Origin of the sequence: Pseudomonas sp. UMAB-40, assembly GCF_900095275.1 — a bacterium.
In the GTDB taxonomy this organism is placed as follows: Bacteria; Pseudomonadota; Gammaproteobacteria; order Pseudomonadales; family Pseudomonadaceae; genus Aquipseudomonas; species Aquipseudomonas mandelii_B.
In genome coordinates this window covers 1-13,530 of sequence record NZ_LT607587.1, presented here as the reverse complement: position 1 = coordinate 13,530, position 13,530 = coordinate 1, and the positions used below count along the sequence as shown (strand labels likewise).

The 13,530-nt window shown below is 60.5% G+C and carries 10 protein-coding genes; 1 reads left to right on the top strand and 9 read right to left on the bottom strand.

Going from position 1 to position 13,530, the window contains the following annotated elements; all coding sequences use genetic code 11:
- Positions 1-24 precede the first annotated feature (24 nt).
- From K0F88_RS31345 to K0F88_RS31305, 9 genes are all read right to left on the bottom strand, one after another.
- Complete coding sequence (locus K0F88_RS31345) at positions 25-1,560, bottom strand: MFS transporter (RefSeq protein WP_219097786.1); 1,536 nt, start codon at positions 1,558-1,560, stop codon at positions 25-27.
- A gap of 124 nt (positions 1,561-1,684) precedes the next feature.
- Positions 1,685-2,605, bottom strand: coding sequence for a LysR family transcriptional regulator (locus K0F88_RS31340; protein WP_219097785.1), 921 nt, complete (start codon positions 2,603-2,605; stop codon positions 1,685-1,687).
- A gap of 201 nt (positions 2,606-2,806) precedes the next feature.
- The gene (locus K0F88_RS31335; RefSeq protein WP_219097784.1) at positions 2,807-3,673 is read right to left on the bottom strand and encodes an ABC transporter permease; all 867 of its coding nucleotides are present in this window, start codon (positions 3,671-3,673) and stop codon (positions 2,807-2,809) included.
- A 20-nt stretch (positions 3,674-3,693) separates the two neighbouring features.
- Positions 3,694-4,554: an ABC transporter ATP-binding protein gene (locus tag K0F88_RS31330; protein WP_219097783.1), complete on the bottom strand. Its 861-nt coding sequence runs from the start codon at positions 4,552-4,554 to the stop codon at positions 3,694-3,696.
- A gap of 5 nt (positions 4,555-4,559) precedes the next feature.
- Positions 4,560-5,585, bottom strand: coding sequence for an ABC transporter substrate-binding protein (locus tag K0F88_RS31325; protein ID WP_219097782.1), 1,026 nt, complete (start codon positions 5,583-5,585; stop codon positions 4,560-4,562).
- Between the two features lie 17 nt (positions 5,586-5,602).
- Positions 5,603-6,490, bottom strand: coding sequence for a TauD/TfdA family dioxygenase (locus K0F88_RS31320; protein ID WP_219097781.1), 888 nt, complete (start codon positions 6,488-6,490; stop codon positions 5,603-5,605).
- Between the two features lie 315 nt (positions 6,491-6,805).
- A complete protein-coding gene (locus K0F88_RS31315) occupies positions 6,806-8,173 on the bottom strand; it encodes an HlyD family type I secretion periplasmic adaptor subunit (protein ID WP_219097780.1) in 1,368 nt (455 codons plus the stop codon).
- On the bottom strand, positions 8,163-10,319 hold the full coding sequence (locus K0F88_RS31310; protein WP_219097779.1) for a type I secretion system permease/ATPase: 2,157 nt from the start codon (positions 10,317-10,319) through the stop codon (positions 8,163-8,165). Before K0F88_RS31310 ends, K0F88_RS31315 begins: the two co-directional genes overlap by 11 nt.
- 36 nt (positions 10,320-10,355) lie before the next feature.
- Positions 10,356-11,708, bottom strand: a complete 1,353-nt coding sequence (locus tag K0F88_RS31305) for a TolC family outer membrane protein (protein ID WP_219097778.1) — start codon at positions 11,706-11,708, stop codon at positions 10,356-10,358.
- A 359-nt stretch (positions 11,709-12,067) separates the two neighbouring features.
- Between K0F88_RS31305 and K0F88_RS31300 the strand changes: the two genes are divergently transcribed.
- On the top strand, positions 12,068-13,530 hold a 1,463-nt coding region (locus K0F88_RS31300), incomplete at its 3' end, for a retention module-containing protein (RefSeq protein ID WP_219097777.1).

Below are 13,530 nucleotides of genomic sequence, written 5' to 3'. Positions count from 1 at the left end.
AAACCTTCTGTTTCAGTGAAGCGTTCATGTCGGTGCGCGCGGTGGATAAATTCGCGTCGGCAGCCAGAAAATCAGCAGGATCAACGTCAGCGCGACGCCGGCCATGCACAGATAAAGATCCGATGAAGTCAGCACCACGGCCTGCTCATGCAGACGATGGGCAAGGCCAGCGCTGTCGCTATTAGCCAGAGGTGAGTTGCCGAGGTTGTCCACCAGCACGGTCGAATGGAAATGCAGCCTTGCCGTGGTCAACGCCTCGATTACTCCGGTGGCGACCACCGCTGACAGACCTTTCACGGTGTTGAACCAAGCCGAGGCGTAGGGGCCCTCCATCGGCGTGATGCTGCCGGTCGAGAGCATCAGCAACGGCAGCACCGCCATGGGTTGACCGAAGATTTGCAGCCATTGCAGTGCGTAGAAATCGTCGCGAATCCACACCGACGTCAGCTGCGAACCACCGATGCACGACAGCGCCAACATGCTCAACCCGAGCCCCAGCACCCAGCGGCAATCGACCCAACGCAGGTTGCACAGCGCCGCCACCAACGGCAGCGCGATCAACTGTGGCAGGGCCGCCAGCAGCATGATCGGCGCGGTCTGAACCGGGCGATAATCCTGGACCTGTGCCAGGTAGCTGGACGGAATGATGATCACCGCCAGCAAGACCACCAGCACCCCGGCCAGGGTCAACAAGGCGAACGCCAGGTTGCGGATGCCGAGCATCTGCATCTTGAAAAACGGGATCGGCTGCGACCATTCGTTGATCAAAAACAGCACCAATAGCAGCAACCCACCGCCGAGCAATCCGCAGATCAGGCTCGACTCGAACCAGTCCAGCCGATTGCCTTGCAGGATGCCGATCACCAGCATGCAGATCGCCGGAAACCCCAGCAGCAAGCCGCGCCAGTTGAATTGCTTGAAGCGCTCCAGACGCAGCGGATCCTGCGGCAGACCGTAAGCCACGGCCGCCATGGCAATCAGGCACGGTGCGATGATTTGCCAGAAGGTCCATTGCCAACCGACGTACTCGGTCCACAAACCGGCCAGAGGGGTGCCGAGCCCCGGGCCGAAGGTGGCCGTCAGCGCATACCCCGCCAGACCGTAAAGCTTCACGTTGGCCGGTAAAAAGCGCAGCGCGACGGTCATCAGCATCGGCGGAAGCGCGCCGCCGGCCAGGCCTTGCAAGGTGCGCATAGCCAGCAGGCTTTCGTAGTTCGGCGCGAACGGGCACAACACGCCCAACAGGGTGAAGGCGCTGATGGCGCAAAGGGTGAAGCGCCGCAGCGAGAAGGTCACCGAGCACCACGGTGCAAAGGCCATGGCGGCGACCGAGGTTGCGGTGTAACTGGCAACCAGCCAAGTGCCTTCGTCGTAGCCGATGGCCAGTGCGCCGCGGATGTCGGCCAGCGCAACCTTGGTCACCATCTCGTTGAGGCCTGACACCAACACCGCCAGCAACACGCCCACCAGACCGATGATGATTCGCGGGCCGAAGACGGGCGGCGTTGCGGCGGTCGGACTGGCCGCGGCGAGAGGTGCCGTGACCGTGAGGGAAGTCATTGACTGCAAGCTCCGGGGTTTGAATACCGAAGCATTTTAAGAAGCGCGAGACCTTACGAAAATTGACTTATTGGCAGGTTATAAGTGCGTTTCATGCAGTAATACAAAACCCTGTGGGTGAACTTCAAGAGGGTTGTGCGGCCAGCCAGGTCTCGTCACAGCACGCCTTGAGCGTTTCACGCAGCCAGCGATGGGCCGGGTCCTTGTCGAAACGCGGGTGCCAGGCCTGGGTCAGCATCAGGGTGGGCAAGGGAACCGGCAGGGTAAACGAACGCAGTTTCAAGCCCAGGCGTCGCACACTCAACAGCGCTTCCTTGGGTACCGGCAAAATCAGGTCGGAATCCGGCAGCGCAAACATCGCCGCGTGGAAACTCGGTGCAATCACCGCCACCCGCCGCTCCAGTCCAAGAGCATTGAGTGCGGTATCGATCGGCCCGCGAGCGATGCCGCGCCGGGACATGCTGATGTGGGAGAAACCGGCGAAGCGCTCGGCCGTGATCTCTTCGTCGAACAGCGGATGGTCCTCGCGCACCAGGCCGACGAAATGAGTGGAAAAAAGATTCTGCACCTTTACTTCCGGGGTCAACGGCCGGGTGTTGCTGATGCTCAGGTCGATGCGTCCTTCGCGCAGGGCTTCATCATCGCCATCGCCTTCAGGGACGAAGCGCAGTTCGCAATGGGGCGCCTGGCGGTCCAGGGTGTCGAACAGCTTGCCGCCGTAGACGCCGACGAAGAAGTCATTGGCCCGGATGCTGAACCGACGACGCAACGAACCCAACTCCACCGCATCGGCCGAGCGAAACAGCAACGCGGCCTGCTCCACGACGTCGCGCACTTGCTCGCGGAGCTCCAATGCCTTGGGCGTCGGCACCAGGCCACGGCCGGCGCGCACCAGAATCGGATCGCCGATGGCCTCGCGGATTCGCGTGAGCGTTCGGCTCATGGCCGCCGGGCTGAGGTTCATCCGCCGCGCGGCGCCCACCACACTGCCTTCATCGAGCAAGGCGTCCAGGGCGACCAAGAGGTTCATGTCTGGGAGTTGCATGCTGAGCACTCGTGTCTTGTGGTTGGTTGACTCAGACGCAATGCTAGCAAACATCCTTCAAATGATGTGTTGGCAGTCCGGCCCCATCGCGGGCAAGCCCGCTCCCACAGTGATCTCCGTTGGATGCAGACTTTGTGTTCGACACATAACCTTGTGGGAGCGGGCTTGCCCGCGATGGGGCCGGTTCAGACACTGCAACACTTACCGCTGCATCCCCCAGCGCTTGACGGTCACCCGCTCCAGCGTGTCAAACACCAGGTTCTCCACCAGCAACCCAATCAAGATCACCACCGCCAACCCGGCAAACACCTTGTCGGTGTACAGCTCATTACGATTCTGAGAGATGTACCAGCCCAACCCGCCCTTACCGCTGGTGGCGCCAAACACCAGTTCAGCAGCGATCAGCGTGCGCCAGGCGAAGGCCCAGCCGATTTTCAACCCGGCAAGGATCGACGGCAGCGCCGCCGGGATCAGGATGAACAGCACAAAACGCATCCCCTTGAGGCCGTAATTGCGCCCGGCCATGCGCAGGGTTTCCGAGACGCCGAGAAACCCCGCATAGGTATTCAGCGCCAAGGCCCAGAGCACCGAATGCACCAGCACAAAAATCAGGCTGTTCTGCCCCAGGCCAAACCACAGAAGCGCCAGCGGCAACAGCGCAATTGCCGGCAGCGGGTTGAACATCGAGGTCAAGGTGCTCAGCAGATCGCGCCCGAACTGCGTCGACACCGCCAACGTGGTCAGGGCAAACGCCAGGACGATGCCGATCAAGTAGCCCTTGAGCAACACCACCAACGAAATCCAGACCTTGCCCAGCAACTCGCCGCTGAGCAATCCGTCATACAGCGCACTGGCGGTTTGCAGAAAACTCGGCAGCAGCAGGTCGTTGTTCTGAATGCGCGCAACCACTTCCCACAGCAGCGCGAGCAAAATCAGGATCAGGCCTTTACGCAGCCAGGCCTGTTGCCACAGGCGCTGGCCCAGCGGTAATTCGCGCTCCACCGGCACGCTGGTCAATGGCTGCAAAACGGTTTCGAATTCTTCACGCGCAGATGATAAATGGCTCATCGGGCACTCCTCTCAATGGCTCAATAAGCGATGCGAATGTCGGAAAAATCCAGCTCACGCTCGGTTTCCGGCGACTGACCTTCATCGAACAACAGCCGATGAATCCGTCGCGCCGACGCTTGAAACGCCACGCCGCCGAGGCTGTGCAAATCGTATTGATGGCTGTGGACTTCGGCCCGCACCCGCCCCGGATGCGGCGACAGCAACAGGATGCGATTGCCCACCACCAGCGCTTCTTCGATGGAGTGCGTAACGAACAGCAGCGTGAAACGCACCTCTTCCCAGAGCAGCAACAATTCTTCCTGCATCTTGCGCCGGGTTAGCGCATCGAGGGCGGCGAAGGGTTCGTCCATCAGCAGGATTTTCGGCTGCAGCGCCAACGCCCGGGCAATCGCCACACGCGCCTTCATGCCACCGGACAAGGTGTGCGGATACGCATCGGCAAACGCCGCCAGACCGACCTTGTCCAGATAATGCAGAGCCCGTTCTTCGGCCTCTTTACGCTTGAGGGTTTTCGAGGCCAGCAGCGGAAACATCACGTTCTGTTTGACGGTTTTCCACGGTGGCAGTTGATCGAATTCCTGGAACACCACAATCCGATCCGGTCCCGGCGCATGGACGGTCTGGCCTTGCAGCCGGATCTCGCCCTCGCACGGTTGAATGAACCCGGCGACCGCTTTGAGCAGCGTCGATTTACCGCAACCCGACGGGCCGAGCAGCACGAAACGGTCCGCCGGATCGACTTCAAAACTGACCTGGTGGGTCGCCCGAACCACCCGCTGCGGTGTGCGGTATTCGAGGCTGACGTGGTCGACCGACAACAGCGCCTGGGCTGTCGCGTTCGGTTTGCTGACCGTGTGGCCTTGCAAAGGGGCGTTCATGTCGATCAGCTCCCTTGCAGCGGCTTGGCGTCCTGGAAGAAGTAATCCTTCCACGAATCCGGTTTGTTTTTGATCGCGCCGACGCGGTACAGAAACTCGGCCAATGGGTAGGTATTTTTCGGCGTGACGCTGAATTCGAACTGCGGGTTATCGATGATTTTCAACAGTGCAGCGCGGTCGATTTTGGCTTTGGTGACGCGGATGTAAGTGTCCGCTGCGGCGCCTTTATCGTTTTGTGCAAACTGCGCCGCTTCGGTCAGCGCATCCACGAAGGCTTTGTAGGTTTTCGGGTTTTCGTCGCGGAATTTCTCGGTGGCGAACAGCACCGTCGGCGAGTTCGGGCCGAGCAGGTCATAAGTGTTCAGCACCACATGGACGTTGGGATTGCCCAGCGCCTGGTCCTGGAACGGCGGGTTGGAGAAGTGCCCGGTCAACTCGGTGCCGCCGGCGATAAGCGCAGCCGTGGCGTCCGGATGCGGTACGGCAATGGTGTACTTGTCGAGGCGATTGAATTCCTTGTCACCCCACTGCTTGGCGGCTGCGTATTGCAGGAAACGCGACTGCACCGAAACGCCGACCGCCGGCACCGCGATGCGGTCCTTTTCGCTGAAGTCGGCGATGGTTTTGACCTTGGGATTGTTGCTCACCAGGTAGTACGGGAAGTTGCCGAGGGAGGCCACGGCCTTGACGTTCTGCTTGCCGTGGGTGCGGTCCCAGATGGTCAGCAGCGGGCCGACGCCCGCCCCGGCAATATCAATCGAGCCCGAGAGCAACGCATCATTGACCGCCGCGCCACCGGACAGCTGGGTCCAGTCGACTTTGATGTCGATGCCTTCCTGCTTGCCGTACTTCTCGATCAGGTTCTGATCGCGCACCACGTTGAGCAACAGATAGACGATGCCGAACTGCTCGGCGATGCGGATTTCACCTTCGGCGTGGGCCACGGTCGGCGCCACCAGGCTGCCGGCGATCAGGCTCAAACCCAAACCGATGGCAGCGGCCAGCGGCGCGAATGGAAGACGTTTGGACATGGGAGTTCTCCGACAAATCAGAAAGGCGCGTCGCCCTGGATGGTGGTGCGATACAGCTTGCGGCGCAGATGGCTTGGGCAACCGGCGGCGAGGTGGATCAGCGAGCGGTTGTCCCAGAACACCAGGTCGTGGGCCTGCCATTGATGGCGGTAGATGTTTTGCGGCAAGACGCTATGGGCATAGAGTTCGTCGAGCAGTTGCTTGCTCTCGTCTTCCGGCAAACCGACGATGCGGGTGGTGAAGCCTTCGCTGACGAACAACGCCTTGCGGCCGTTTTCCGGATGCGTGCGCACGATCGGGTGGACCACTTCGGCCACTTGAGCCAGTTGCTCCGGCGTCAGTGTCGGGCGCCAGTTGCCTTCGAATTTGGTCTCGCTGTAACGCGCGGTGTAGGAGTGCGCAGCCGAGCGGCCCTCGACGGCTTTGCGCAGTGCCTCGGGCAGGTTGTCCCAGGCTTTATGCATGTCGGCGAACAAGGTGTCACCGCCTTCGGATGGCAGCTCCTGGGCGTGCAGCATCGAGCCCAGGCTTGGCAGTTCCTTATAGGAAAGGTCGGAGTGCCAGAACTTGCCGGCATCGCCGAGGCCGATGGATTGGCCGTTTTCGATGATGTTGGAAACGATGAGGATTTCCGGGTGACCGGCCAGCAGGAACTGCTTGAGCACATGGATCTGCAACACGCCAAAACGGCGGCTGAAAGCGATTTGCTGCTCGGGGGTAATGCGCTGGTCGCGGAACACCACGACGTGGTGATCCAGGTGCGCACGGTGGATGCGGGCGAAATCCTGATCATTGATCGGGCGGGACAGGTCCAGGCCGATGATTTCGGCACCGACAGCGCCGCTGAACGGGCGAATGTCGAAGGTTTGTGGCGCGATTGCGGGTGACGCAGAGACGGCTGACATAAAAATCACTCCCACGCACGGCACGCTCAAGGGCGCGCGCGTCGATCAAGAAACTCACGGAGGTCCCGTGTTGGTTCGTGTCGTGCGGCGCGCCGATTGGTCGGCAGGTACGCAGGAGGATGACTTTATAGGTATAAGAATTGAAATTTAAATACCGTTAATGAATAACGATATGGCAGAACAGACGATGAGTCACTCGTGGCGAGGGAGCTTGCTCCCGCTGGACTGCGTAGCAGTCCCCCTTTTTTTGGGATAAAGACGGGGGCCGCTTCGCGCCCCAGCGGGAGCAAGCTCCCTCGCCACAGGTCTAGCTTCCTACCGCTCGTGCAGTGCTTCGGCGCGGGCCCGGATAATCGGCTTCAGCAAATAGCTCAGCACGGTCTTCTTGCCAGTAATGATATCCACCGAAGCCACCATCCCCGGAATGATCAACAGCGGCTTTTCATCCGTCCCCAGGTGACTGCGATCCGTGCGCAGCTTGATGATGTAGTAGGTGGTCTTCTTATCTTCATCGGTGATGGTGTCGGCACCGATCTGCTCAAGCCTGGCCTTCAAACCGCCATAAATGGTGTAGTCATACGCCGTGAACTTCACCGTCGCTTCCTGGCCCGGATGCAGGAACGCGATGTCTTGCGGGCGAATCTTCGCTTCCACCAGCAAGGTGTCATCCAGCGGCACGATTTCCACCAGGTCGCTGCCCGGCTGGATCACGCCGCCAATGGTGTTCACCAGCAACTTGTTAACGATGCCGCGCACCGGCGAGGTCACCAGCGTCCGGCTGACCCGGTCTTCCAGCGCCTTGCCGGTAGCCTGGGCCTTGTTCAGGTCGGTGCGGGCTTCGTTGAGTTGGGTCAGGGCCTCGCTGCGGAACTTGCCGCGCGTCTCGTCGATCTTGCGCTGCACTTCCTTGATCGCCGATTCAGCGCGAGGGATTGCCAACGTCGTGGCGTCGAGCTGCCCACGGGTTTCGACCTCGGCCCGCTTGAGCCGCAACACCTCGACCGGCGACACCGCGCCCTGAGCCACCAGCGGCTCGGACATGTTGATTTCCTGACGCTGCAACGACAGTCCATTGCGGTACTGCGACTGTTTGGAGGTGAATTCGCGCAGCTCTTGCTGACGCTGGATCAACTGCTCCTGCAAACCACCGATTTCATCGTGCAGTTGCTGACGACGGCTGATGTACAGCGACTCTTCGCTGGCAGCCTGACCGGGAACAGCCTTGAGCACATCAGCGGGGAAGTTCAGCGGACGGTCATCGACTTCGGCGCTCAAACGCTCCACGCGCAGCAGCATCGACAGTCGATCGGCTTCGGTCTCGCCCACGTTGGAGGCAAACCGCGTGTCGTCCAGGCGAATCAGCGGCGCGCCGGCATCGACAATCTGCCCTTCGGTGACGAACAGCTCGGAGACGATACCGCCCTCAAGGTTCTGGATTTTCTGGATTTTCGACGACGGAATCGCCTTGCCGTCGCCCTTGGTGACTTCGTCGATCACCGCGTAATTGGCCCAGAGCATCAGGAACACGAAGAAGCCGATGATCGCCCAGATCGTCAGCCGCACCACGCGCGGGGCGTCTTCGATGAGGGCTTTATTGACCTCGGGAAGTGGCTGGCCATGCAGCGACTCGGAGCCTTTGAAGTAACGGCGGATCGAATCCTTGAAACCCGACTTAAGCAACACTGATCTGCCCCTTCTTCAACGCTTCCATCACGGCGGCTTTCGGGCCATCGGCGAGTATTTGTCCACGGTCGATGACAATCAGGCGATCCACCAGCGACAACAGCGATGCCCGGTGCGTCACCAGCACCACGGTCTTGTTTTCAATCACCGCCGCGAGGCGTTGCTTGAGGCGTTCTTCGCCGGTGTTGTCCATGGCGCTGGTCGGTTCGTCGAGCAGCAGAATCGGCGGGTTCAGCAACAACGCACGGGCCAGGGCCACGTTCTGGCGCTGACCGCCGGACAGGTTCTGCCCGCGTTCGCCGACTTGCAGCTCATAGCCTTGCGGGTGCAGGCGGGCAAACTCATGTACACCGGCCAGCTCGGCGGCTTGCAGGACCATTTCGTCTTCTACATAGCGCGCGCCCGAGACCAGATTGTCGCGCAGGGTGCCGGCCAGCAGCTGGATGTCCTGTGCGACGTAGCCGATGTTGTGGCGCAATTCGCTGACGTCGATCTGACGGATGTCGACACCGTCCACCAACAGCGCGCCGTCGTCCGGCTGATAGAGGCCCACCAGCAGCTTGGCCAGGGAGCTTTTGCCCGAGCCGCTGCGACCGATGATGCCGATCTTCTCGCCCGGCTTGATGATCAGGTTGATGTTGTTCAGCGCGGCGTTCTGTTGATTCGGATAAGTGAAGTTCATCTGCCGGCATTCGATGGCGCCTTGCAGTACCTTGCGGCTCAGCGGGCGCTCTTCGAAGTTGCGTTCTTGCGGCAGCTCCATCATCTGATCCACCGAGACCATGGTCACCCGCGCTTGCTGGTAGCGGGTCAGCAAGCCGGACAACGAAGCCAGCGGGCTGAGCGCGCGGCCACTGAGCATGTAGCAGGCAATCAGACCGCCCATGCTCAAGTTGCCGGCGATGATCTGGTACACGCCGAAGACGATCATGATCACCCCGGCCAATTGCTGGATCAGCAAGGTGATGTTCATCGCCAGGCCGGAGAGCATTTTCACCCGCAGCTCGAGGCGGCTGAGCGTGCCGATGGTCTGTTCCCACTGATACTGGCGTTCGCTTTCGGCGTTGTTGACCTTCACCGCATCGAGGCCGGCGAGGGTTTCGATCAGGCTCGACTGGCGCTCGGCGCCCAAAGCCATGGTTCGTTCCATGGTCGCCACCAGCGGCTTCTGCAGCGCATAGCCGATCAGTAGCGCTATCGGGAACGCCAGCACCGGAATCCACACCAAATGGCCACCGAGAATGGCGATGACCATGAAGATCAGCAGCGTAAACGGCAGGTCGATCAGGCTGGTCAGGGTCAGCGAAGCGAGGAAATCGCGAAGACTCTGAAACTCATGAATGTTCTGGGCGAAGCTGCCGACCCGGGCCGGGCGGTACTTCATGGCCATGCCGACGATGCGCTCGAACAACGTCGCCGAGATGATCAGGTCGGTTTTCTTCCCGGCCAGGTCCAGGCACAAGCTGCGCAGGCTCTTGAGGATCAGGTCGAACAGATACGCACCGGTGATGCCGATGGCCAGCACCCACAGCGTCGATTCCGCCTGGTTCGGCACCACACGGTCGTAGACGTTCATCACGAACAGCGGCGCGGCCATGGCGATGATGTTGATCAGGAAGCTGGCGGCGATGGCGTCGGCGTACAGCCAGCGCGAACGCTTGAGGGTGTCGCGGAACCACGAGCGCGCGCGCGGGATCAGCGTGCCGTGATTGACGTCGAATTTGTGTTGGGGTTGAGCGAAGAACACTTTGCCAATGTAGTCGTCGGCCAGCAGTTCGCGACTGACAAGGCTTTCGCCACCATCGCTTTCGCTGATCAGCAGGCGGGCCTGGTCTTCACCGTGCCAGCCGAGCAGGACGGCGCTGCGACCGTCCTTGAGCAGCAACAGCGCCGGCATCGCAATCGCAGGGATCTGCTCCAGCTTGCGCACCAGCACCCGCCCTTGCAGACCGGCGCGAGCGGCGGCGCGGGGCAACAACTCAACGCTCAGACGCTGCTTGGGCAACGGCAGGCCGGTAGTCAGCATCGCGGCGCTGGCCGGTTTCTGATGCAGGGTGCAAAGGGCTAGCAGACCATCCAGTAACGGATCGTCGTGCAGCGCGCGTGGATCATGAATGAGTTGAACTCGACTGACTTCTGATTCCACGCTCGGCACTCTTGGCTAACAGTAAAAAGGGAAGACTCAATTCATCCCGGGTAGCTGGACCCTGGGCTTCACGTCGTTTTGCACAACGGATGCCAACGGTGCGACCACTCCCTGGCTCTTGAGCAACTCGCCCATGGTCGCCTTGATTCGGTACTGAGTAAATAACTGAATGTTTTTGATCTCCGCCAGGCGACGGGAAGCGCTGAACAGCTCGTTTTCACTGTCGAGCAGGTCGAGCAAGGTGCGCTCGCCAAGGCTGAACTGCTTCTGGTACGCGGTGCGCACGCTGGTGCTGTGATCGACATATTGCTGGGCGATCGGCACTTGGGCATTGGCGTTGTTCAACGCATTCCAGGCCAGGCCCAACTCTTCATTCAATACGCGCAGGGCGTTGTTGCGGATATCCAGGGCCTGGTTGGACAGGTAGGACTTGGATTCCAGATCTGCCTTGTTGCTGCCGCCGGCATACAGATTGAAGCGCATGCGCAACATCGCCTGCCATTCGTTGCTGTGACCGTTCTGACCGTCGAGATCGTTGTCGGCGGAGCGACCCAGCTCAGCATCGAAGCGCGGGTAGAAGGACGATTTCGCGGCGTCATACTGTTTCTCGGCCGCAGCGATGTCGGATTCGGCCGAACGCAGGATCGGGCTGTTTTCCAGCATCTGCGCCCGGGCTTCATTGAGGTTGGCCGGCAACAGCGCGAGGAAATCGGCAGGCCGCTCCAGTTGATCGGGCATCTGGCCCACGGCACTGAGGAAGTTGGTCTCGGCGTCCGCCAGGTTAGTCTGTTCGGTGATCAGGTTGTTACGGGCCTGGGCCATACGCGCTTCGGCCTGATCGAGGTCGGCACCACTGCCGACGCCGCGCTGGGTGCGCAACTTGATCTGGTCAAAAATGCGCTCGTGGCTTTTCAGGTTATCGGTGGCCAGGCGCACGAACTCGCGGCGGGTCAGTACATCCAGATAAACCTGAGCCACGGTCAGCGCGGTACGTTCGGACGTGCCCAACAACGAATAAGCGCGGGAATTAACGGTGGCTTGTTGACGCCCCACTTCACTGGACGTCGCAAAACCGTCAAAGACCATTTGCGACAGACGCAAACTTGACTCACTACGGTTCAGGGTTTCCCAGTGGTTGTCGTTACCGGCAGCGCGGGTGGTGACACTGTCAGTGCCTTCACGACCATAACCGCCCAGCAGATCGACCCGTGGAAGGTATCCACCTTTTGCTGCCTTTAACTGATAATCCGCGGCCAATCGACTATTAACACCTGCCTGGATTTCCGGATGGACATCCAACGCTTGTTGCATGGCCTCCGGAAGTGACTGCGCCTGAACAAAACTGGCGGCAAGGGCGAAGGGTAAAGCCTTGAACAGGTGCAAACGCATGGTTGGAATTTCCCGGGATTACTTGTCTTGAATCACTGCAGAACGTGCCGCTGCATCGGATGATGACTATCGGAATGACCGTATGTCGGAAAGGTTGAATTTGGAACTGAGTCACACTCTGTGGAGCAGGTAGTTACCTAAATATCAATGTGACATTACGGGGGCGAGTGTTTAGGATGACAACACTAAGGTCAATAGTTTGGCATATAGTTTATAGCGAAATAATATAGCCAATTTGTTGACGATTTACCGCGTCAAAGTTGTGCCTCGAATATTTTGAAAGTACGTCCAGACTGATTTGGCGAACACGCCATCAGGTTCATGGAAGTCAACTGAACGTGACACCCGGAGAGTCTTCAATGAGCAGTGTTGTTGCCATCGTCAAAAGCATTGTCGGTCAGGTTTTCGCGGTGTCCCCAGAGGGCATTCGCCGCGTACTCGTTGAAGGCGACCGGTTGTTTGTCGGCGATCAGGTAGACACTGGCGCGGCGGGCGCCGTTACGCTTGAACTGGCTGACGGCCGGACCCTGGATCTGGGCCGCGACACTCAGTGGAGCGCCAGCGACCCGGATTCGAGCACCGACCTGTCAGAAGCCACTGCACAAGCCGCGCCATCGGTTGAAGAACTGCAACAAGCCATCGTTGCCGGTGCCGACCCGACCACTGAACTCGAAGCCACCGCAGCTGGCCCGACGGCTGCGGGCACGGGCGGTGCGGCAGGTGGCGGTCACAGCTTCGTGATGCTGGATGCAACCGCTGGCCGGGTCGACCCGACCATTGGTTTCCCGACGGCGGGGCTCAGCACTGCGGCACAGGCTGCACAACTCACCACCGGTGGCCAGACGGCTGACACCAGCGCCAACGTGCAGCGCGAGTCGACCTTGAGCCTGAGTGCCACGCCGAGCATCACCGAAGCAGGCGGCGTACTGGTTTACACCGCGACCCTGACCCAGGCGCCGCTGACCGACCTGACCATCACCCTGTCCAATGGCTCGGTGATCGTGATCCAGGCCGGCCAGTTGACCGGCACCGTCAACGTCCCGCTCGCGCCGAACGACACTGTTTATAACGACTCGACCCAGATCAACGTGACCGTCACCGGCACCACGGGTGGCAACGGCATCACCGTCACTCCGCCGACGACCCCGGCCGTGACCCAGGTCACCGACACCGTCGACACCACCACGGTCACCTTGACCGCTGGCGCCAGCGTCACCGAAGGCGGCCAGATTACTTACACCGCCACCCTGACCAACCCGGCGCAGACACCGGTCACTATCACCCTGTCCAACGGTTCGACCATCACCATCGATGCGGGTAAAACCACTGGCAGCGTCGACGTATCGACTCCGGCCAACGATGTCTATAACAACGGCAGCACGGTCACTACCACCATTACCGGTGCCACCGGCGGCAATTTCGAGAACCTGGTGCCAGACCCGGCCCCGGCCGTGACCACCATTACCGACTCGCCGGACACCACCACCCTCACACTGACGGCGGGTTCGACCGTCACCGAAGGCGGCCAGATCACCTACACCGCCACACTGAACAACCCGGCTCAGACACCGGTCACTGTCACCCTGTCCAACGGCTCGACCATCACCATCGAAGCCGGCAAAACCACGGGCTCCGTGAACGTCGACACCGCGGCCAACGACGTTTATCAGAATGGCAGCACCGTCAGCACCACGATCACTGACGCCACCGGCGGCAACTTCGAGAACCTGGTACCGAGCACTACGCCCGCGGTCACCACGATTACCGACTCGGTCGACAACACCGACCTGAGCCTCAGCGCCACCGGCACCGTGGTCGAAGG

Excerpts from the sequence above, each read along its gene's own strand:
- K0F88_RS31345 (WP_219097786.1), bottom strand. The coding sequence starts at position 1,560 with ATGACTTCCCTCACGGTCACGGCACCTCTCGCCGCGGCCAGTCCGACC.
- K0F88_RS31340 (WP_219097785.1), bottom strand. The coding sequence starts at position 2,605 with ATGCAACTCCCAGACATGAACCTCTTGGTCGCCCTGGACGCCTTGCTC.
- K0F88_RS31335 (WP_219097784.1), bottom strand. The coding sequence starts at position 3,673 with ATGAGCCATTTATCATCTGCGCGTGAAGAATTCGAAACCGTTTTGCAG.
- K0F88_RS31330 (WP_219097783.1), bottom strand. The coding sequence starts at position 4,554 with ATGAACGCCCCTTTGCAAGGCCACACGGTCAGCAAACCGAACGCGACA.
- K0F88_RS31325 (WP_219097782.1), bottom strand. The coding sequence starts at position 5,585 with ATGTCCAAACGTCTTCCATTCGCGCCGCTGGCCGCTGCCATCGGTTTG.
- K0F88_RS31320 (WP_219097781.1), bottom strand. The coding sequence starts at position 6,490 with ATGTCAGCCGTCTCTGCGTCACCCGCAATCGCGCCACAAACCTTCGAC.
- K0F88_RS31305 (WP_219097778.1), bottom strand. The coding sequence starts at position 11,708 with ATGCGTTTGCACCTGTTCAAGGCTTTACCCTTCGCCCTTGCCGCCAGT.